This is a genomic window from Pseudomonas sp. HOU2 (assembly GCF_040729435.1).
Taxonomy (GTDB): Bacteria; Pseudomonadota; Gammaproteobacteria; order Pseudomonadales; family Pseudomonadaceae; genus Aquipseudomonas.
The window spans coordinates 5,135,226-5,155,108 of the sequence record NZ_CP160398.1; the positions used below are offsets into that span (position 1 = coordinate 5,135,226).

Annotated in this window: 18 protein-coding genes; 16 read left to right on the top strand and 2 right to left on the bottom strand. The window is 58.6% G+C overall.

Going from position 1 to position 19,883, the window contains the following annotated elements; genetic code table 11:
• Nucleotides 1-124: 124 nt before the first annotated feature.
• From sdhC to ABV589_RS23340, 12 genes are all read left to right on the top strand, one after another.
• Nucleotides 125-499, top strand: a complete 375-nt coding sequence (sdhC, locus tag ABV589_RS23285; RefSeq protein WP_016773673.1) for a succinate dehydrogenase, cytochrome b556 subunit — start codon at nucleotides 125-127, stop codon at nucleotides 497-499.
• Nucleotides 493-861: a succinate dehydrogenase, hydrophobic membrane anchor protein gene (gene sdhD / locus ABV589_RS23290; protein ID WP_003222999.1), complete on the top strand. Its 369-nt coding sequence runs from the start codon at nucleotides 493-495 to the stop codon at nucleotides 859-861. Before sdhC ends, sdhD begins: the two co-directional genes overlap by 7 nt.
• A 3-nt stretch (nucleotides 862-864) precedes the next feature.
• The gene (sdhA, locus tag ABV589_RS23295) at nucleotides 865-2,637 is read left to right on the top strand and encodes a succinate dehydrogenase flavoprotein subunit (protein ID WP_007962857.1); all 1,773 of its coding nucleotides are present in this window, start codon (nucleotides 865-867) and stop codon (nucleotides 2,635-2,637) included.
• 11 nt (nucleotides 2,638-2,648) lie between these two features.
• Nucleotides 2,649-3,353, top strand: a complete 705-nt coding sequence (locus ABV589_RS23300) for a succinate dehydrogenase iron-sulfur subunit (RefSeq protein ID WP_003223007.1) — start codon at nucleotides 2,649-2,651, stop codon at nucleotides 3,351-3,353.
• 259 nt (nucleotides 3,354-3,612) lie between these two features.
• Complete coding sequence (locus ABV589_RS23305) at nucleotides 3,613-6,444, top strand: 2-oxoglutarate dehydrogenase E1 component (protein ID WP_007962858.1); 2,832 nt, start codon at nucleotides 3,613-3,615, stop codon at nucleotides 6,442-6,444.
• 42 nt (nucleotides 6,445-6,486) lie between these two features.
• Nucleotides 6,487-7,710: a 2-oxoglutarate dehydrogenase complex dihydrolipoyllysine-residue succinyltransferase gene (odhB, locus tag ABV589_RS23310; protein WP_367083880.1), complete on the top strand. Its 1,224-nt coding sequence runs from the start codon at nucleotides 6,487-6,489 to the stop codon at nucleotides 7,708-7,710.
• Nucleotides 7,711-7,807: 97 nt separating this feature from the next.
• Nucleotides 7,808-9,244: a dihydrolipoyl dehydrogenase gene (gene lpdA / locus ABV589_RS23315; protein ID WP_007962860.1), complete on the top strand. Its 1,437-nt coding sequence runs from the start codon at nucleotides 7,808-7,810 to the stop codon at nucleotides 9,242-9,244.
• Nucleotides 9,245-9,446: 202 nt separating this feature from the next.
• On the top strand, nucleotides 9,447-10,613 hold the full coding sequence (gene sucC, locus ABV589_RS23320; protein WP_003223015.1) for an ADP-forming succinate--CoA ligase subunit beta: 1,167 nt from the start codon (nucleotides 9,447-9,449) through the stop codon (nucleotides 10,611-10,613).
• A complete protein-coding gene (gene sucD, locus ABV589_RS23325; protein ID WP_003223019.1) occupies nucleotides 10,613-11,494 on the top strand; it encodes a succinate--CoA ligase subunit alpha in 882 nt (293 codons plus the stop codon). The genes sucC and sucD overlap by 1 nt, the downstream gene beginning before the upstream one ends.
• Before the next feature lie 455 nt (nucleotides 11,495-11,949).
• A complete protein-coding gene (gene brnQ, locus ABV589_RS23330; RefSeq protein ID WP_367083881.1) occupies nucleotides 11,950-13,263 on the top strand; it encodes a branched-chain amino acid transport system II carrier protein in 1,314 nt (437 codons plus the stop codon).
• Between the two features lie 256 nt (nucleotides 13,264-13,519).
• Nucleotides 13,520-14,257 carry a DUF599 family protein gene (locus ABV589_RS23335; RefSeq protein WP_007962863.1) on the top strand — a complete coding sequence of 246 codons (738 nt, stop codon included), beginning with the start codon at nucleotides 13,520-13,522 and terminating at the stop codon, nucleotides 14,255-14,257.
• Nucleotides 14,257-14,658: an MAPEG family protein gene (locus tag ABV589_RS23340; protein ID WP_007962864.1), complete on the top strand. Its 402-nt coding sequence runs from the start codon at nucleotides 14,257-14,259 to the stop codon at nucleotides 14,656-14,658. Before ABV589_RS23335 ends, ABV589_RS23340 begins: the two co-directional genes overlap by 1 nt.
• An 88-nt stretch (nucleotides 14,659-14,746) precedes the next feature.
• Here ABV589_RS23340 and ABV589_RS23345 read toward each other — a convergent pair whose 3' ends face one another.
• Nucleotides 14,747-14,983: a hypothetical protein gene (locus tag ABV589_RS23345; protein WP_007962865.1), complete on the bottom strand. Its 237-nt coding sequence runs from the start codon at nucleotides 14,981-14,983 to the stop codon at nucleotides 14,747-14,749.
• 158 nt (nucleotides 14,984-15,141) lie between these two features.
• Between ABV589_RS23345 and ABV589_RS23350 the strand changes: the two genes are divergently transcribed.
• From ABV589_RS23350 to ABV589_RS23365, 4 genes are all read left to right on the top strand, one after another.
• Complete coding sequence (locus ABV589_RS23350; protein ID WP_007962868.1) at nucleotides 15,142-15,618, top strand: PaaI family thioesterase; 477 nt, start codon at nucleotides 15,142-15,144, stop codon at nucleotides 15,616-15,618.
• Nucleotides 15,615-16,067 carry a PaaI family thioesterase gene (locus tag ABV589_RS23355; protein WP_103369300.1) on the top strand — a complete coding sequence of 151 codons (453 nt, stop codon included), beginning with the start codon at nucleotides 15,615-15,617 and terminating at the stop codon, nucleotides 16,065-16,067. Before ABV589_RS23350 ends, ABV589_RS23355 begins: the two co-directional genes overlap by 4 nt.
• Nucleotides 16,068-16,148: 81 nt before the next feature.
• A complete protein-coding gene (htpG, locus tag ABV589_RS23360; RefSeq protein ID WP_367083882.1) occupies nucleotides 16,149-18,053 on the top strand; it encodes a molecular chaperone HtpG in 1,905 nt (634 codons plus the stop codon).
• 67 nt (nucleotides 18,054-18,120) lie between these two features.
• Nucleotides 18,121-18,849, top strand: a complete 729-nt coding sequence (locus tag ABV589_RS23365; protein ID WP_367083883.1) for a dienelactone hydrolase family protein — start codon at nucleotides 18,121-18,123, stop codon at nucleotides 18,847-18,849.
• A gap of 157 nt (nucleotides 18,850-19,006) precedes the next feature.
• Here ABV589_RS23365 and ABV589_RS23370 read toward each other — a convergent pair whose 3' ends face one another.
• Entirely contained in the window at nucleotides 19,007-19,870 is an 864-nt protein-coding gene (locus tag ABV589_RS23370; protein WP_367083884.1) for a pirin family protein, read from the bottom strand.
• Between the last annotated feature and the right edge of the window lie 13 nt (nucleotides 19,871-19,883).

The following is a 19,883-nucleotide window of genomic DNA, read 5'->3' on the forward strand; positions in this document are numbered from 1 at the left end:
CGCCAAGGGCTTTTGGGCTTGCTTTCATTGGGGGTCGCATCCCTGGGTGGTGGTTACCTGACCAGTGCACTCCCCAACAACTTTGCCCTGATTGTTAGGGGCTCTTCAGTGTGAAAAAAAAGCCGTGAAAAGCCAACGACCTGTAAACCTAGACCTAAGGACCATCAAACTCCCAGTCACTGCTTACACGTCCATTCTTCACCGTATCTCCGGTGTCATCCTCTTCGTGTGCCTTGCCATCATGCTTTATGCATTGGACAAGTCGCTGAGCTCCGAGGAAGGCTTCGGTCAGGTGAAAGCGTGTCTGACCAGTCCGCTAGCCAAGCTAGTGATTTGGGGCATCCTGTCCGCTCTGCTGTATCACCTGGTTGCCGGTGTGCGCCATTTGATCATGGACATGGGCATCGGTGAGACGCTGGAAGGCGGCAAGCTGGGCTCGAAAATCGTTATCGCCGTTTCCGTGGTGGTAATCGTTCTGGCAGGAGTCTGGATATGGTAACTAACGTCACGAACCTCTCGCGTTCGGGCCTCTATGACTGGATGGCGCAACGTGTGTCGGCGGTCGTTCTCGCGGCTTACTTCATTTTTCTGATCGGATACGTCGTGGCCCACCCAGGCCTCGAGTACGCCCAGTGGCATGAACTGTTCGCCCACAACGGGATGCGTATTTTCAGTCTCCTGGCCCTTGTTGCTCTCGGCGCTCACGCCTGGGTCGGCATGTGGACCATCGCGACTGACTACCTGACGCCAATGGCGTTTGGCAAGTCCGCGACGGCTATACGTTTCCTTTTCCAGGCAGTATGCGGCGTTGCGATGTTCGCTTACTTCGTCTGGGGTGTGCAGATTCTCTGGGGTATCTGAGTCATGGCTAACATTCCAACGATTTCTTTCGACGCCATCATTATTGGTGGTGGCGGTGCCGGCATGCGCGCTGCGCTGCAGCTGGCACAGGGCGGTCACAAGACTGCCGTGATCACCAAGGTTTTCCCGACCCGTTCGCACACTGTATCCGCCCAGGGCGGCATCACCTGCGCGATCGCGTCCGCCGACCCGAACGATGACTGGCGCTGGCACATGTACGATACCGTCAAGGGTTCCGACTACATCGGTGACCAGGACGCTATCGAATACATGTGTCAGGAAGGCCCGGCTGCCGTTTTCGAGCTGGACCACATGGGCCTGCCGTTCTCGCGTACCGAGCAGGGCCGTATCTACCAGCGTCCGTTCGGTGGTCAGTCCAAGGACTACGGTAAAGGCGGCCAGGCTGCCCGTACCTGCGCAGCCTCCGACCGTACCGGTCACGCGCTGCTGCACACCCTTTATCAGGGCAACCTGAAAGCCGGTACCACGTTCCTGAACGAGTACTACGCTGTCGATCTGGTGAAAAACCAGGAAGGCGAATTTGTCGGTGTGATCGCGATCTGCATCGAAACCGGCGAAACTTCGTACATCCGCGCCAAGGCCACCGTACTGGCCACTGGCGGTGCTGGGCGTATCTACGCCTCCACTACCAACGCCCTGATCAACACCGGTGACGGCGTTGGCATGGCGCTGCGTGCTGGCGTGCCGGTGCAAGACATCGAAATGTGGCAGTTCCACCCGACCGGCATCGCCGGCGCCGGTGTACTGGTGACCGAAGGTTGCCGTGGTGAAGGTGGTTACCTGATCAACAAGCACGGTGAGCGTTTCATGGAGCGTTATGCTCCGAACGCGAAAGACCTCGCTGGTCGTGACGTGGTTGCCCGCTCGATGGTTAAGGAAATCATCGCCGGCAACGGTTGCGGTCCGAATGGCGACCACGTAATGCTCAAACTCGACCACCTGGGCGAGGAAGTGCTGCACAGCCGTCTGCCAGGCATCTGCGAACTGTCGAAGACTTTCGCCCACGTTGACCCGGTGGTTGCGCCGGTTCCGGTTGTTCCGACCTGCCACTACATGATGGGCGGCGTTGCCACCAACATTCATGGTCAGGCGATCACCCAGAATGCCGAAGGCGTGGATCAGATCATTCCTGGTCTGTTCGCCGTAGGCGAAGTGGCTTGCGTATCGGTACACGGTGCCAACCGTCTGGGCGGCAACTCGCTGCTCGACCTGGTGGTATTCGGCCGCGCTGCCGGCCTGCACCTGGAAAAGGCGCTGACCGACGGCATCGAATACGACGACGCTACCGAAGCCGACATCGAAGCTGCCCTGTCGCGTCTGAACGCGCTGAACGGCCGTACCGATGGCGAAGACGTGGCGACCCTGCGTCGCGAGCTGCAAAGCTGCATGCAGAACTACTTCGGTGTATTCCGTACTGGCGAATACATGCAGAAGGGTATCGCTCAGCTGGCCGATCTGCGCAAGCGCATCGCCAATGTGAAGATCAACGATAAGTCGCAGGCGTTCAACACCGCGCGTATCGAAGCTCTGGAACTGCAAAACCTGCTGGAAGTGGCTGAAGCTACCGCCATTGCGGCCGAAGTACGTAAAGAGTCCCGCGGCGCCCACGCCCGTGAAGACTTCGAAGACCGTGACGACGAAAACTGGCTGTGCCACACCCTGTACTTCCCGGGTGAGAAACGTGTCGCCAAGCGTGCCGTGAACTTCTCGCCGAAGACTGTTCCGACTTTCGAACCTAAAGTCCGGACTTATTAAGGGTGACCGCCATGTTGCAAGTCAGTGTTTATCGCTACAACCCTGATCAGGACGCTGCGCCGTTCATGCAGGAATTCCAGGTCGATACCGGTGGTAAAGACCTGATGGTGCTGGACGTGCTGGCGCTGATCAAAGAGCAGGACGAGGGTTTCTCCTATCGTCGCTCTTGCCGTGAAGGCGTCTGCGGCTCCGACGGCATGAACATCAACGGCAAGAACGGCCTGGCGTGCATCACGCCGCTGTCCGCTGTCGTAAAAGGCAACAAGTTGATCGTTCGTCCGCTGCCAGGTTTGCCGGTTATCCGTGACCTGGTTGTCGATATGAGCATCTTCTACAAGCAATACGAGAAGGTTAAGCCTTACCTGCAGAACGACACGCCGGCTCCGGCCATCGAGCGTCTGCAGTCCCCTGAAGAGCGTGAAAAGCTCGACGGTCTGTACGAGTGCATCCTGTGCGCCTGCTGCTCGACCTCGTGCCCGTCCTTCTGGTGGAACCCGGACAAGTTCCTGGGTCCAGCTGCCCTGCTGCAAGCGTACCGCTTCCTGGCAGACAGCCGTGACACCAAGACGTCCGAGCGTCTGGCTTCGCTCGATGACCCGTTCAGCGTCTTCCGCTGCCGGGGCATCATGAACTGCGTCAACGTATGTCCGAAAGGCCTGAACCCGACTAAGGCCATCGGTCACATCCGTAACATGCTGCTTTCGAGCGGCGTGTGATTCAGCTGCTGTAACCGTAGAACCGCTGTAACGAAGAGGCTGTGGCGCGGGCTTCAACCCGCGTCATGGCTATAACCAGAGCAGTAGCCACAAGCTGCAGCTCTTATTTTGAAGAAATGAGACAAGCAGGGGCATCCGGGCTGGTACCCGGACTATCAGCGTGATCCTAAGTGGCTTGTTTTGGTCGCTGCATTCGGACTTCTGCAAGTTTGCTCGGTATTGACGCCGATGGTGTTCCCCTAACCGAGGGTGACCAAGCATGCAAGAAAGCGTGATGCAGCGCATGTGGAACAGCGCCTACCTTTCAGGTGGAAACGCTGCCTATGTGGAAGAGCTTTATGAGCTCTACCTGCACGACCCTAACGCTGTGCCAGAAGAGTGGCGCACCTACTTTCAGAAGCTGCCTGCCGACGGCAGCTCTGCCACTGATGTTTCGCACTCCACAATTCGCGATCATTTCGTGCTGCTGGCAAAGAACCAGCGCCGCGCCCAACCGGTTTCCGCCGGCAGCGTGAGCAGTGAGCACGAGAAGAAGCAAGTTGAAGTGCTGCGATTGATCCAGGCCTACCGTATGCGTGGCCACCAGGCAGCCCAGCTGGACCCGCTGGGGCTGTGGCAGCGTCCTGCACCTGCAGACCTGTCGATCAATCATTACGGCTTGACCAATGCCGATCTTGATACGACCTTCCGTGCCGGCGACCTGTTCATCGGCAAAGAGGAAGCGAGCCTACGCGAAATTCACGAAGCGTTGCAGCAGACATATTGCCGCACCATCGGCGCTGAATTTACGCACATCACCGATTCCGAGCAGCGCCAGTGGTTCCAGCAGCGTCTGGAAAGCGTGCGCGGTCGTCCGACGTACTCGGCCGACATCAAGAGCCACCTGCTCGAGCGCGTCACTGCCGGTGAAGGCCTGGAAAAATACCTGGGCACCAAATACCCGGGCACCAAGCGTTTCGGTCTGGAAGGCGGCGAAAGCCTGATTCCGATGCTCGACGAACTGATCCAGCGTTCCGGTTCCTACGGTACCAAGGAAGTCGTCATCGGCATGGCCCACCGTGGCCGTCTGAACGTGCTGGTCAACACCTTCGGCAAGAACCCGCGCGAGCTGTTCGACGAGTTCGAAGGCAAGAAGAAGGTCGAGCTGGGTTCCGGTGACGTTAAATACCACCAGGGCTTCTCGTCCAACGTGATGACCGCCGGCGGTGAAGTTCACCTGGCCATGGCGTTCAACCCGTCCCACCTGGAAATCGTTTCCCCGGTGGTCGAAGGTTCGGTTCGTGCCCGTCAGGATCGTCGCAACGACCCGACCGGTGAGAAGGTTCTGCCGATCTCCATCCACGGTGACGCTGCATTCGCAGGTCAGGGCGTGGTCATGGAAACCTTCCAGATGTCGCAGACCCGCGGTTTCAAGACCGGCGGTACCGTGCACATCGTGATCAACAACCAGGTGGGTTTCACCATCAGCAACCCGCTGGACTCGCGCTCCACCGAGTACGCCACCGACGTTGCGAAGATGATCCAGGCGCCGATCCTCCATGTGAATGGTGATGATCCGGAAGCCGTGCTGTTCGTCACCCAGCTGGCCATCGACTACCGCATGCAGTTCAAGCGTGACGTGGTGATCGACCTGGTCTGCTACCGTCGTCGCGGCCACAACGAGGCCGACGAGCCAAGCGGCACCCAGCCGCTGATGTATCAGCAGATCACCAAGCAGCGCACCACCCGTGAGCTGTACGCTGATCGTCTGACCCAGGCCGGTGTAGTCGACGCAGAGCGTGTTCAGGCGAAAGTCGACGAATACCGCAACGCGCTGGACAACGGTCTGCACGTAGTGAAATCGCTGGTCAAAGAGCCGAACAAAGAGTTGTTCGTGGACTGGCGTCCGTATCTGGGCCACGCCTGGACTGCGCGTCACGACACCCGTTTCGATCTGAAGACCCTGCAGGAACTGTCCGCCAAGCTGCTGGAAATTCCGGAAGGCTTCGTGGTTCAGCGTCAGGTCGCGAAGATCTACGAAGACCGTCAGAAGATGCAAGCCGGCGGCCTGCCGATCAACTGGGGTTATGCCGAAACCATGGCGTACGCAACCCTGGCGTTCGAAGGTCACCCGATCCGCATGACCGGTCAGGACATCGGCCGCGGTACGTTCTCGCACCGTCACGCTGTGCTGCACAACCAGAAAGACGCGGGCACCTACATTCCGCTGCAGAACCTGTACGACGGTCAGCCACGCTTTGACCTGTACGACTCGTTCCTCTCGGAAGAAGCGGTACTGGCCTTCGAATACGGTTACTCGACCACCACACCAAACGCGCTGGTGATCTGGGAAGCCCAGTTCGGCGACTTCGCCAACGGTGCACAGGTCGTTATCGACCAGTTCATCACCAGCGGCGAACACAAGTGGGGCCGTCTCTGCGGTCTGACCATGCTGTTGCCGCACGGTTACGAAGGTCAGGGTCCTGAGCACAGCTCGGCACGTCTTGAGCGTTACCTGCAGCTGTGCGCCGAGCACAACATTCAGGTGTGCATGCCGACCACCCCGGCCCAGATCTACCACTTGCTGCGCCGTCAGGTGATTCGCCCGCTGCGCAAACCTCTGGTAGTGCTGACGCCGAAGTCGCTGCTGCGCCACAAGCTGGCCGTCTCGACCCTGGAAGATCTGGCTGAAGGTTCGTTCCAGACCGTGATCCCGGAAATCGATGCCCTGGACCCGAAAAAGGTCGAGCGCGTTGTTCTGTGCAGCGGCAAGGTCTACTACGACCTGCTGGAAAAACGTCGTGCCGAAGGCCGTGACGATATCGCCATCGTGCGTATCGAGCAGCTGTATCCATTCCCTGAGGACGACTTGAAAGAAGTCCTGGCGCCTTATACCAACGTCAAGCATGCCGTCTGGTGTCAGGAAGAGCCGATGAACCAGGGTGCCTGGTACTGCAGCCAGCATCACCTGCGTCGCAGCATCGGTAACCTCAACAAGTCTCTCGTACTCGAGTACGCGGGCCGTGAGGCTTCTGCTGCCCCAGCATGTGGTTACGCATCGATGCACGCCGAGCAGCAGGAAAAACTGCTGCAAGACGCGTTTACCGTTTAACGCCTTCGCGCACCTGAAACCGAATTTAAGGAACCACAGATAATGGCTATCGAGATCAAAGCCCCCACTTTCCCGGAATCGGTTGCCGATGGCACCGTTGCCACCTGGCACAAAAAACCGGGCGACGCCGTCAAACGTGACGAACTGATCGTCGACATCGAAACCGACAAGGTCGTACTGGAAGTGCTGGCTACCGCCGACGGCGTGCTGGGCGCAATCGTCAAGAACGAAGGCGACACCGTTCTGTCCGACGAAGTCCTGGGCTCCATCACTGAAGGTGGTGCTGCTGCGGCTGCTCCAGCCGCCGCTGCTGCTCCGGCCGCTGCTGCCGCTGCCCCGGCTGCTGCCGAAGGCGAAGACGATCCTGTTGCTGCTCCGGCTGCGCGCAAGCTGGCTGAAGAGAACGGCATCAACATCGCTTCCGTTGCCGGCACCGGCAAAGGCGGTCGTGTGACCAAGGAAGACGTGGTGGCTGCTGTTGCCGCGAAGAAAGCCGCTCCAGCTGCTGCACCTTCCAAGGCTGCTGCTCCAGCCGCTGCTGCTCCTGTGTTCGCCGCTGGCGACCGCGTTGAAAAACGCGTGCCGATGACTCGTCTGCGTGCCAAGGTTGCCGAGCGTCTGGTAGAAGCCCAGTCGAACATGGCGATGCTGACCACCTTCAACGAAGTCGACATGACCGAAGTCATGGCCCTGCGTTCGAAGTACAAGGATCTGTTCGAGAAGTCCCACAACGGCGTACGCCTGGGCTTCATGTCGTTCTTCGTCAAGGCGGCCACCGAAGCGCTGAAACGCTTCCCGGCAGTCAACGCTTCGATCGACGGCGCGGACATCGTCTACCACGGCTACGCCGACATCGGTGTTGCCGTTTCCAGCGACCGTGGCCTGGTTGTGCCGGTTCTGCGTAACGCCGAGCTGATGAGCCTGGCGGAAATCGAAGGCGGCATCGCCACGTTCGGCAAGAAAGCCCGTGACGGCAAACTGTCGATGGAAGAGATGACCGGCGGTACCTTCACCATCACCAACGGTGGTACCTTCGGTTCGATGATGTCGACCCCGATCGTCAACCCGCCGCAGGCAGCGATTCTGGGCATGCACAACATCATCCAGCGTCCTATGGCCATCAACGGTCAGGTCGTGATCCGTCCGATGATGTACCTGGCACTGTCCTACGATCACCGTCTGATCGATGGCAAAGAAGCTGTGACCTTCCTGGTGACCATCAAGAACCTGCTGGAAGATCCGGCTCGTCTGTTGCTGGATATCTGATAGAAGCAGCCATGCGCTGCGGGTGGCGTACCGTCGGCAACGGCGGTACGGCTCGCAGCGCGCGGCTTGAAGCTTTTCGCTAAAGAGGATTTTTTGAATGTCGCAGAAATTTGACGTAGTAGTGATCGGTGCCGGCCCTGGCGGCTATGTTGCTGCCATCAAGGCCGCGCAGCTGGGTCTCACCACTGCCTGCATCGAGAAGTACACCGACGCTGAAGGCAAACAGGCCCTCGGCGGTACTTGCCTGAACGTCGGCTGCATTCCGTCCAAGGCGCTGCTGGACAGCTCCTGGAAGTACAAGGAAGCCAAAGAGAGCTTCAACGTTCACGGTATCTCGACCGGCGAAGTCAAAATGGACGTCGCAGCGATGGTTGGCCGCAAGGCTGGCATCGTCAAGAACCTGACCGGCGGCGTTGCCACCCTGTTCAAGGCCAACGGCGTTACTTCGATCCAGGGCCACGGCAAGCTGCTGGCCGGCAAGAAAGTCGAAGTCACCAAGCCTGACGGCTCGGTTGAAGTCATCGAAGCCGAAAACGTCATCCTGGCACCAGGTTCGCGTCCGATCGACATTCCACCGGCTCCGGTCGATCAGAAAGTCATCGTCGATTCGACTGGTGCTCTGGAATTCCAATCCGTACCTAAGCGTCTGGGCGTGATCGGCGCTGGCGTGATCGGTCTGGAACTGGGTTCGGTGTGGTCGCGTCTGGGTTCCGAAGTGGTTGTCCTGGAAGCACTGGACACCTTCCTGATGGCAGCGGACACCGCTGTTTCCAAGGAAGCGCTGAAAACCCTGACCAAGCAAGGTCTGGACATCAAGCTGGGTGCTCGCGTAACCGGCTCGAAAGTGAACGGCGACGAAGTCGTGGTTAACTACACCGATGCCAACGGCGAACAGTCCATCACTTTCGACAAGCTGATCGTAGCCGTTGGTCGCCGTCCGGTGACCACTGATCTGCTGGCTGCCGACAGCGGCGTGACCCTGGACGAGCGCGGTTTCGTGCACGTTGACGATCACTGCGCCACCACCGTACCGGGCGTTTACGCCATCGGTGACGTGGTGCGCGGCATGATGCTGGCGCACAAGGCCTCGGAAGAGGGCATCATGGTTGTCGAGCGCATCAAGGGCCACAAGGCTCAGATGAACTATGACCTGATCCCTTCGGTTATTTATACTCACCCGGAAATCGCGTGGGTAGGCAAAACCGAGCAGGCCTTGAAAGCCGAAGGCGTTGAAGTTAACGTCGGCACCTTCCCGTTCGCCGCTTCCGGCCGTGCCATGGCCGCCAACGATACCGGTGGTTTCGTCAAGGTCATCGCTGATGCCAAGACCGACCGCGTATTGGGCGTGCACGTGATTGGCCCGAGCGCTGCAGAACTGGTTCAGCAGGGCGCGATCGGTATGGAATTCGGCACCAGCGCTGAAGACCTGGGCATGATGGTTTTCTCCCATCCGACCCTGTCTGAAGCCTTGCACGAAGCTGCTCTGGCTGTGAATGGCGGCGCCATCCACATTGCCAACCGCAAGAAGCGTTAAGACACACAATAAGAAACCACGGCGGTAACGGCCCGTCGTGAGCCTTGCGAGCAAGTCTCACCGCGGAATGTCCGCTGGACGCAGTCTTGCGTAGCTGCACCGGGTATCCGGAAAGGCTACGCAAGCAGCAGTCACAGGTGGCGCGGCACTCATCAAGAGCGCAGCGCCGAATGCGCAGTACCTAACGAAGACGGTAAAAAGCATGAATCTTCACGAGTATCAGGGTAAGCAGCTGTTCGCTGAATACGGCCTGCCAGTTTCCACTGGTTACGCAGTAGACACCCCGGAAGCAGCAGCAGAAGCTTGCGACAAAATCGGCGGCAGCGAGTGGGTTGTCAAAGCCCAGGTCCACGCCGGTGGTCGCGGTAAAGCGGGCGGCGTCAAGCTGGTTCGCAACAAAGAAGACGCCAAGGCCTTCGCACAGCAGTGGCTGGGCAAGCGTCTGGTGACTTACCAGACTGACGCCAATGGTCAGCCAGTCACCAAGATCCTGGTTGAATCGTGCACTGATATCGCTAAAGAGCTGTACCTGGGCGCTGTCGTTGACCGTTCGAGCCGTCGCATCGTGTTCATGGCTTCCACCGAAGGTGGCGTGGACATCGAGAAAATCGCTCACGACACTCCAGAAAAGATTCTGAAGGCCACTATCGATCCACTGGTTGGCGCTCAGCCATTCCAGGGTCGCGAGCTGGCGTTCCAACTGGGTCTGGAAGGCAAGCAAGTTGCCCAGTTCGCCAAGATCTTCGTGGGTCTGGCCAAACTGTTCCAGGATCACGATCTGGCCCTGCTGGAAGTGAACCCGCTGGTGATCAAGGCTGACGGCGATCTGCACTGCCTGGACGCCAAGATCAACATCGACGCCAACGCCATGTACCGTCAGCCTAAGCTGAAGACTTTCCACGATCCGTCGCAAGACGATCCGCGCGAAGCGCACGCTGCCAAGTTCGAACTGAACTACGTAGCCCTGGAAGGCAACATCGGCTGCATGGTCAACGGTGCCGGCCTGGCCATGGGTACCATGGACATCGTCAACCTGCACGGCGGCAAGCCAGCCAACTTCCTCGACGTAGGTGGTGGTGCTACCAAAGAGCGCGTGACCGAAGCCTTCAAGATCATCCTGTCCGACACCAACGTCGCTGCAGTACTGGTCAACATCTTCGGCGGCATCGTTCGCTGCGACATGATTGCCGAAGGCATCATTGGCGCTGTGAAAGAAGTCGGCGTGAAAATCCCGGTTGTTGTTCGCCTTGAAGGCAACAACGCTGAGCTGGGCGCTAAAGTACTGGCAGAAAGCGGTTTGAACATCATCGCTGCTACCAGCCTGACCGACGCTGCTCAACAAGTTGTCAAAGCTGCGGAGGGCAAATAATGAGCGTCCTGATCAATAAAGACACCAAAGTTATCTGCCAGGGTATTACCGGTTCGCAAGGTAGTTTCCACACCCAGCAAGCCATCGAATACGGCACCAAGATGGTTGGTGGCGTAACTCCGGGCAAAGGCGGCACCGAGCACCTGGGTCTGCCAGTGTTCAACACCGTCAAAGACGCAGTAGCTGCCACTGGCGCTACCGCCAGCGTGATCTACGTTCCGGCTCCTTTCTGCAAGGATTCGATCCTGGAAGCTGCTTTCGGCGGCATCAAGCTGATCGTCTGCATCACCGAAGGCATTCCTACCCTGGACATGCTGGACGCCAAAGTTAAGTGCGACGAGCTGGGTGTTACCCTGATCGGCCCTAACTGCCCAGGCGTGATCACCCCAGGCGAATGCAAGATCGGCATCATGCCAGGTCACATTCACTTGCCAGGCAAGGTCGGTATCGTTTCGCGTTCCGGCACCCTGACCTACGAAGCTGTGAAGCAGACCACTGACGCCGGTTTCGGTCAGTCGACTTGCGTCGGCATCGGTGGTGACCCGATCCCGGGTTCGAACTTCATCGACATCCTGAAGCTGTTCCAGGAAGACCCGAAGACCGAAGCGATCGTGATGATCGGCGAGATCGGCGGTTCGGCTGAAGAAGAAGCGGCTGCCTACATCAAGGCACACGTGACCAAGCCGGTTGTTTCCTACATCGCTGGTGTGACTGCTCCTCCGGGCAAGCGCATGGGCCATGCTGGCGCAATCATCTCTGGCGGCAAAGGCACTGCAGACGAGAAATTCGCTGCGCTGCAAGACGCAGGCGTAAAAACCGTGCGTTCGCTGGCAGACATCGGCAAGGCCCTGGCCGAGCTGACCGGTTGGGCTGTCAAGTAAGCCTCGTGCTTGACTGACGCTTCACCAGACAAAGGCCACCTTCGGGTGGCCTTTGTTGTTTCTGGCATATGGGTATTTGAGTGGATTTTTGTGGCGAGGAAGCTTGCTCCCGCTGGGCTGCGAAGCAGCCCCAATACAATCTCCAGGTTCATGAGGGTTTACTGGGTTTGCGCCTGCTGCGCAGTCGAGCGGGAGCAAGCTCCCTCGCCACAGGGTTGTGGTTAGGAAAAATAGATGCGTAAACGCGACACAGACACGTCGTGTATCGGATAGTTCGCCCTCAAACAGTGCGTTTGTCAGACAAATTCGTTAGGCTAGCAGCCATTTTTGCGTCTGCCGCCCACAAGGCATGCAACGCGCTAAACGGGTCAGCCCCATACGGACTGACAGCATTTCCCTAACCCCACAGGGAAATCCCCCTCTAAATTCCGATTCAGTAGTGTGGTATTTCCTTAATGAAAGTTTTGAAAGGTCAGGACATCCTGGCACTGGGCTTCATGACATTTGCCCTGTTTGTCGGGGCCGGCAACATCATTTTCCCGCCTATCGTCGGTTTGCAGTCCGGACCTAACGTCTGGATGGCGGCGCTGGGCTTCCTGATCACGGCGGTCGGTCTGCCGGTGATCACCGTCGTCGCCCTGGCCAAGGTCGGTGGTGCGATGGATGCGCTGAGCAGCCCGATCGGCAAGATCGCCGGTGGTGTGCTCGCCGCGGCCTGCTACCTGGCGGTCGGCCCGCTGTTCGCCACTCCGCGAACCGCGACCGTGTCGTTCGAAGTGGGTCTGGCGCCGCTGACCGGCGAAAGCCCGCTGGCACTGTTCCTCTACAGCTCGGTGTACTTCCTGCTGGTGTTCTTCATTTCGCTGTACCCGGGTCGCCTGCTCGATACCGTGGGGCGTTTCCTCGCACCGCTGAAGATCATCGCCCTGGCCGTCCTCGGCATTGCCGCATTCGCGCTGCCGGCCGGTGACATCGGTGTCGCCACCCCGGAATACGTTGCCGCACCGTTTTCTCAAGGTTTCATCAATGGTTACCTGACCATGGACACCTTGGGCGCTCTGGTATTCGGCATCGTTATCGTCAACGCGATCCGCTCCCGTGGCGTCGAGTCGCCTGCGCTGATCACCCGTTACGCGATCATTGCCGGCCTCATCGCCGGTGTCGGTCTGGCGCTGGTGTACATCAGCCTGTTCCGCCTCGGTTCCGGCAGCCATGAGGTCGCGGTCGGTGCCAGCAACGGCGCGGCGGTGCTGCATGCATACGTGCAACACACCTTCGGTTCGCTGGGCAGCGGTTTCCTCGCGGTGCTGATCTCGCTGGCGTGCCTGGTGACGGCGGTCGGTCTGACCTGCGCCTGCGCCGAATACTTCAGCCGCGTACTGCCATTGTCGTACAAGACCCTGGTGATCATCCTGGCCGCGTTTTCGCTGCTGGTGTCCAACCTGGGCCTGACCAAGCTGATCGCGTTCTCGATCCCGGTGCTGACCGCGATCTACCCGCCATGCATCGTTCTGGTAGCTCTGAGCTTCTGCAAGGACTTCTGGCATGAACACGGTCGGATCCTCGGCCCGGTGATGCTGGTGTCGTTCCTGTTCGGCACCATCGACGCGCTCAAGGGCGCCGGTCTGGCTGACTGGATGCCGTCGCAGCTGTCGCACCTGCCGCTGAGCGAGCAGGGTCTGGCGTGGCTGGTGCCATGCGTGATGACCCTGGTGGTCGCCGTGGTCTGCGATCGCCTGCTGGGCAAGCGCAGCGAAGCCGTTGCCTGACGTTGTCTGACCCGCCACAAACGGGTCTTCAGCGCTTAAACAGAAATGCCCCGTATCAATCGATACGGGGCATTTTTTATGGATGTCAGGCAGTGTCTTTTTCCTTGAACCAGCGTCGAAGCACTGCATCGATTTTATGTAGGAGTGAGCCTGCTCGCGATGGCGTCGTGTCTGTCAGATCAATGCCGGATGTGCCACCGGATCGCGAGCAGGCTCACTCCTACAGGTAATGCATTCACATTTCACAGGAAAACGAATGTCGTTCATCCAAGCCAACCTGATCCACCTGCTGGCCGCGCTCTGGTTTGTCATCTGCTGGGGCGGCTACACCCGTTATGCGTCGTGGAAGGCCCGCGACACCGCGTGCCTCGCCAGCGTGCTGCACCTGTATCGCGAAGACTGGATGCGCCGCATGCTGCTGCGTGACAACCGTATCGCCGACGCCAGCGTGATCGGCAACCTGGAGCGCAACGCCTCGTTCTTCGCCTCCAGCACCCTGATCATCCTCGCCGGCATTCTCACCGTACTGGGGGCGTCCGAGCGCGCCGTGTCGTTGCTGGCGGATATCCCGATGGTGCAGCAGGCATCGCAGGGTATGTCGGAGATCAAGTTGCTGTGCCTGGCGCTGGTGTTCGTCTATGCGTTTTTTACGTTCAGCTGGTGCATGCGTCAGTACAACTTTGCCGCAGTACTGGTCGGCTCGGCGCCGATGATTGGTGAGCGACAGGTTTCCGAGCAGGAACGCAAGGCCTTCGCCCTGCGGGCGGCGCGAGTGATTTCGATGGCGGCCAACCAGTTCAACTTCGGCCTGCGCTCTTATTACTTCGGCATGAGCATGCTGGCATGGTTTGTCAGCCCATGGCTGTTCATGTTGATGAGTGCCGGGGTGGTCATCGTGTTGTACCGCCGCGAGTTTCATTCCGACGTGCTTGATGTGATGGTCTATACCCCTACAGAGGCGCCATTGCCCGAAACCAATAAAGAGGCCGTTTAATGAGTATTCCGTTCTGGTGTGTGTTTATCAGTGCATTGTTGATTTACATCGCGCGTATGCCGGTGGGCAAGGCCATGAAAGAGCAGGGTGGTTACAACAACCATCTACCGCGCCAACAGCAGGCGCAACTCACTGGCTACGGCGCGCGGGCGCTGGCGGCGCACCAGAACTGCATCGAAGCGTTCATTCTGTTTGCCGTCGGCGTGCTGATGGCGCACACCACACAAACACAAGGCTGGTTGATCGATGCCCTGGCGATCATCTTTGTGATCGCGCGAATTCTTTACGTGTGGTTGTACCTGGCGGATAAACCATCCCTGCGCAGCCTGGTGTGGCTGGTCGGCCTGATCTGCAGTTTGTTGCTAATGATTAGTCCGACTTTTAGAACTGTTTTGCTCTAACACAGCCTATAAACCAAGGCTGACAAAAAATCACAGGCAAAAGAAAACCCGCACTTGGCGGGTTTTCTTTTTCTGCATCAAGTCGCAATTATTGCTTCTTGGCAGCTTCTTCCTGAGCAGCTTGATTCGATTCAGCCTGAGCTTTGGCAGCTTCGGCGTTTTCTTTTGCTGCGTCGTTCACTTTATCCTGAGCTTTGTTCATGTCTTGCTGAGCTTGCTCAGCATGTTGGTTGGCATCTTGAGCTTTGTCCTCGGATTTTTTATCGCAGGCAGCGAGACCGAGGGAAGCGGTCAACATCAAGGCAATAGCTAAAGTCTTACGCATGGGGTGTTTCTCCTTATGGAAAATAACTACTGGCCTTAAGAGCACTGGCCCAAAGGTTAAGTTCCTCATTTCGTTCAGATATATAAGTTTGTTTTTTAGTGGAACTTTTGCGGCATTTCCTACTACTGGCAAAAGGCTCTAACGCGAGTAATTATCAAATGGCTGAAAACCCCGTTTTTGAGCGCGCAACACGCTTTCTCTCGGCCCTGCGCCATTGTCAGGTGCTCGGTCTGACGGTTCACAGCGCCAGCAGCGAAGGGCTGACGGTGAGGCTGCCGTACAGCGCGCAAATCGTCGGCAACCCGCAGACCGGGGTCATCCACGGCGGAGCCATTACCTCGCTGATGGACACCGCGTGCGGCATGTCCACGCTGTGCGTGCTACCGGAATTCGAAGTCTGCCCGACCCTGGACCTGCGCATCGACTACATGCACGCCGCCGAACCAAACAAGGATGTCTATGGCTTTGCCCAGTGTTATCGAGTCACCACCGATGTGATCTTCGCCCGCGGCTTTGCCTATCAGGACGATCCGCAGCAGCCGATCGCCCATGTCGTCGGCACCTTCATGCGCATGGGCAAGGGTCTGAAAGGCACTCAGGGATTTGCCGGCAAGGTCAAAGGAGAGAATCGATGAGCGATGACTGGAAGCAACAGCTGCTGCAGGCTCACGCTCAGGGTGATTACGCGCCGCTGCTGCAACTGATTCCTTATGCAGGATTGATCGGCGTCGAATGCTCGCGAGTCGGCGATGAATTGCTGTTCAAGCTGCCGGCGAACAAGGACAACATTGGTAACCCTTTATTGCCGGCGATCCATGGCGGGGTGATTGCCGGGTTCATGGAGCTGGCAGCCGCGTTGCATTTGCTGATCTTCACCGGTTCGCCCGGGGTGCCGAAGATTATCGACTTCTCCCTGGATTACCTGCGTGCCGGGCAGTTTCGTGACACCTGGGCCAAGTGTCAGGTCTGTCGCCAGGGCCGGCGCGTGGCCAACGTCGCCATCACGGCCTGGCAAAGTACCGAGAGCGAACCGATTGCCACCGCCCGTGCACATTTCAAAATTGATGAGCCCTTGAAATCCTGAACGCTGCCCCCAACTCAGTGAACAACCCGCCGCCGACCCTTTGGGTCGTGGCCACTGCCATCTGATTGGAGTTTGATGACCATGAGTGTGGAAACTCAAAAGGAAACCCTGGGCTTCCAGACCGAGGTAAAGCAGCTGCTGCACCTCATGATCCATTCGCTGTATTCCAACAAGGAAATCTTCCTTCGCGAATTGATCTCGAACGCCTCTGACGCTGTCGACAAGCTGCGCTTCGAAGCCCTGGCCAAGCCTGAGTTGCTCGAAGGTGGCGCTGAACTGAAAATCCGTGTGAGCTTCGACAAGGACGCCAAGACCGTCACCCTCGAAGACAACGGTATCGGCATGAACCGTGACGATGTGATCACCCACCTGGGGACCATCGCCAAGTCGGGCACCGCCGATTTCATGAAGAATCTCTCGGGCGATCAGAAGAAAGACTCGCACCTGATCGGCCAGTTCGGTGTCGGCTTCTACTCGGCCTTCATCGTGGCTGACAAAGTCGACGTGTACAGCCGTCGCGCCGGCACTCCTGCCAGCGAAGGCGTGCACTGGTCGTCGAAAGGCGAGGGCGAGTTCGAAGTCGCCACCATCGACAAGCCAGAGCGCGGCACCCGCATCGTCCTGCACCTGAAATCCGCTGAAGACGAGTTCGCCGACGGCTGGCGTCTGCGCAACATCATCAAGAAATACTCCGACCACATCGCGCTGCCGATCGAGTTGCCGAAAGAAGTCACTGCCGCTGAAGGCGAAGAGCAGCCTGCCGTTGAATGGGAAACCGTCAACCGCGCCAGCGCCCTGTGGACCCGTCCGCGCACTGAAGTGAAGGACGAGGAATACCAGGAGTTCTACAAGCACATCGCTCACGACTTCGAAAATCCGCTGGCCTGGAGCCACAACAAGGTCGAAGGCAAGCTTGAGTACAGCTCGCTGCTGTACGTGCCGGCCCGCGCGCCGTTCGATCCGTACCAGCGTGAAGCGCCGAAAGGCCTGAAGCTGTACGTGCAGCGCGTGTTCGTGATGGATCAGGCCGAGTCGTTCCTGCCGCTGTACCTGCGCTTCATCAAGGGTGTGGTCGATTCCAACGACCTGTCGCTGAACGTGTCGCGGGAAATCCTGCAGAAAGACCCGATCATCGACTCGATGAAGTCGGCGCTGACCAAGCGCGTGCTGGACATGCTCGAAAAACTGGCGAAAAACGAACCTGAGCAATACAAGGGTTTCTGGAAAAACTTCGGTCAGGTCATGAAAGAAGGCCCGGCAGAAGATTTCGCCAACAAGGAAAAAATTGCCGGTCTGCTGCGTTTCGCATCGACCCAGGGTGACGACGGCGAGCAGGTCGTTGGTCTGGCTGACTACCTGGCGCGCGCCAAGGAAGGTCAGGACAAGATCTACTACCTCACCGGCGAAACCTACGCGCAGGTCAAGAACAGCCCGCACCTGGAAGTCTTCCGCAAGAAAGGCATCGAAGTGCTGCTGCTGACCGACCGTATCGACGAGTGGCTGATGAGCTACCTCAGCGAATTCGACGGCAAGACCTTTGTCGACGTGGCGCGCGGTGATCTCGATCTGGGCAATCTGGACTCGGAAGAGGACAAGAAAGCCGCAGAAGAAGTTGCCAAGTCCAAAGAAGGTCTGGTCGAGCGCCTGAAAACCGCGCTGGGTGATTCCGTTGCCGAGGTTCGCGTCTCTCACCGTCTGACCGACTCGCCAGCCATCCTGGCCATCGGCGAACAGGACCTGGGCCTGCAAATGCGCCAGATCCTCGAAGCCAGCGGGCAGAAAGTGCCGGAGTCGAAGCCGATTTTCGAATTCAACCCGAGCCACCCGCTGATCGAGAAACTCGACGGCGAGCAGAACGAAGGGCGTTTTGGCGACCTGTCGCACATCCTCTTCGATCAGGCCGCCCTGGCGGCTGGCGAAAGCTTGAAAGACCCGGCCGCTTACGTGACCCGTCTGAACAAGCTGCTGGTTGAACTGTCAGCTTGATCACGTTGTAGAAAAACCCGCTTCGGCGGGTTTTTTCATTCTGGTGTTTAACCTTCAGGAGTCAGAAATGAGCCAAGTCACTGTACGTTCCGTGGTCTATCAGATCGACGGCCAGCCCTATGAAGGTCGTGTGGCGTTCGACGCCGAGCACAAGGGTGCGCGCCCGGGCCTGTTGATGGCGCCGAACTGGATGGGCGTCAGCGCCGGTGCCGAGGAAATCGCCAAGTCGGTCGCGGCCAAGGGCTACGTGGTGTTGATTGCTGACGTGTACGGCCAGGCGGTACGTCCGCAGAACGGCGATCAGGCCGGCGCGGCGATGATGCCACTGAAAAACGACCGTGCACTGCTGCGCAAGCGCATGCAGGCCGCGTTCGAGCAGTTGCAGAAGCAGGGTGAGGCGGCAGTCGATACATCGAAGCTTGCGGTGTTCGGTTTCTGCTTTGGTGGTTGCTGTGCGCTGGATCTGGCGCGTACCGGTGCACCGGTGAAGGCGGCGGTGTCGTTCCACGGCACACTGGACTCGCCGAACCCGGCGGATGCCAAGAACATCAAGGGTTCAGTGCTGGTATTGCACGGCGCTTCCGATCCGTTGGTGCCGAAAGAGCAATTGCCGGCGTTTGAGGATGAGATGAACGCGGCGAATGTCGATTGGCAGTTGCTCAGCTACGGCGGTGCCGTGCATTCGTTCACCGATCCGCATGCCAACGTGCCGGGCAAGATGATGTACGACGCGAAGACCGCCAAGCGTGCGTTCAAGTCGATGCATGACTTGCTGGAAGAAGTGTTCAAAGGCTGATTGTGCAGTCAGGTATTGACTCGATCGGTGCCTGATCCGGCCTCATCGCTGGCAAGCCAGCTCCCACAGTGTTCGATTCGTTTGCTGGATATTTGTCCGGCGCTAAACCTGTGGGAGCTGGCTTGCCAGCGATGGCTGACTAACAGGCGACACAGAGCTAAGGCAATTCGATACGCTCGACTTCCCCCGGCACTGTCGGCCAATCCCCGGCCGCCCATTTGCGCCGTGCCTCATCGATCGCTGCCGGATCGCTCGCGACAAAATTCCAGTTGATCCGCCGTGGCCCGTCCAGCGGTGCGCCGCCAAACACCACGGCGTGCACATCACTTTCGGCAAACAGGCTCAGCTCTTCCCCGGCCGGCAATACCGCCAGCGCATGGGGTTCGAGGGGTTCGCCATTCAACTGCGCATCGCCACTCAACACATAAACCGCACGTTCTGCGTGCTCGGTCGGGATCAGCAAGGTGGTCGCGGTTTGCATCTTCACTTCGGCGTACAACGTAGGAGAAAGCACCGGCACCGGCGATTCCAGGCAAAAGCCTGACCCGGCGATCATCCGGATCTGCACACCAAGGTTATCGCTGACCGGCAAGGTTGCCGCCGGGTGATGGCTGTAATGCCCCGGGCCTTGCTCGTGATCCTTGGGCGAAGCCAGCCAGATCTGCAGCCCGTGCATGGTGAAGCTTTGTTCCCATAGCGACTCGGGCGTGCGCTCGACGTGAGCAATCGCACTGCCGGCGGTCATCCAGCTGACATCGCCGGCGCTGACCACCTGATCGGAGCCGAGGCTGTCTTTGTGCTGGATCTGTCCTTCGAACAGGTAGGTCAGGGTCGACAGACCAATGTGCGGATGCTGTCGGATGTTCATGCCTTTGCCCGTCGGATAAACCGTTTCGAGCATGTGGTCGAAAAACACGAAAGGCCCGACGCTGCGGCATTTGGCTGACGGCAGCGGACGCAGGATCGGCTGGCCTTCGACGTCTTCGGCGCGCGGGCGGATGATCAGTGGTTGCGTATCCATGGTGCATTCCAGG

Excerpts from the sequence above, each read along its gene's own strand:
- htpG (WP_367083882.1), top strand. The coding sequence starts at position 16,149 with ATGAGTGTGGAAACTCAAAAGGAAACCCTGGGCTTCCAGACCGAGGTA.
- ABV589_RS23355 (WP_103369300.1), top strand. The coding sequence starts at position 15,615 with ATGAGCGATGACTGGAAGCAACAGCTGCTGCAGGCTCACGCTCAGGGT.
- ABV589_RS23300 (WP_003223007.1), top strand. The coding sequence starts at position 2,649 with ATGTTGCAAGTCAGTGTTTATCGCTACAACCCTGATCAGGACGCTGCG.
- sdhD (WP_003222999.1), top strand. The coding sequence starts at position 493 with ATGGTAACTAACGTCACGAACCTCTCGCGTTCGGGCCTCTATGACTGG.
- brnQ (WP_367083881.1), top strand. The coding sequence starts at position 11,950 with ATGAAAGTTTTGAAAGGTCAGGACATCCTGGCACTGGGCTTCATGACA.
- ABV589_RS23335 (WP_007962863.1), top strand. The coding sequence starts at position 13,520 with ATGTCGTTCATCCAAGCCAACCTGATCCACCTGCTGGCCGCGCTCTGG.
- sucC (WP_003223015.1), top strand. The coding sequence starts at position 9,447 with ATGAATCTTCACGAGTATCAGGGTAAGCAGCTGTTCGCTGAATACGGC.
- lpdA (WP_007962860.1), top strand. The coding sequence starts at position 7,808 with ATGTCGCAGAAATTTGACGTAGTAGTGATCGGTGCCGGCCCTGGCGGC.
- ABV589_RS23305 (WP_007962858.1), top strand. The coding sequence starts at position 3,613 with ATGCAAGAAAGCGTGATGCAGCGCATGTGGAACAGCGCCTACCTTTCA.
- ABV589_RS23350 (WP_007962868.1), top strand. The coding sequence starts at position 15,142 with ATGGCTGAAAACCCCGTTTTTGAGCGCGCAACACGCTTTCTCTCGGCC.
- ABV589_RS23340 (WP_007962864.1), top strand. The coding sequence starts at position 14,257 with ATGAGTATTCCGTTCTGGTGTGTGTTTATCAGTGCATTGTTGATTTAC.
- sucD (WP_003223019.1), top strand. The coding sequence starts at position 10,613 with ATGAGCGTCCTGATCAATAAAGACACCAAAGTTATCTGCCAGGGTATT.
- ABV589_RS23365 (WP_367083883.1), top strand. The coding sequence starts at position 18,121 with ATGAGCCAAGTCACTGTACGTTCCGTGGTCTATCAGATCGACGGCCAG.
- ABV589_RS23370 (WP_367083884.1), bottom strand. The coding sequence starts at position 19,870 with ATGGATACGCAACCACTGATCATCCGCCCGCGCGCCGAAGACGTCGAA.
- odhB (WP_367083880.1), top strand. The coding sequence starts at position 6,487 with ATGGCTATCGAGATCAAAGCCCCCACTTTCCCGGAATCGGTTGCCGAT.
- ABV589_RS23345 (WP_007962865.1), bottom strand. The coding sequence starts at position 14,983 with ATGCGTAAGACTTTAGCTATTGCCTTGATGTTGACCGCTTCCCTCGGT.
- sdhA (WP_007962857.1), top strand. The coding sequence starts at position 865 with ATGGCTAACATTCCAACGATTTCTTTCGACGCCATCATTATTGGTGGT.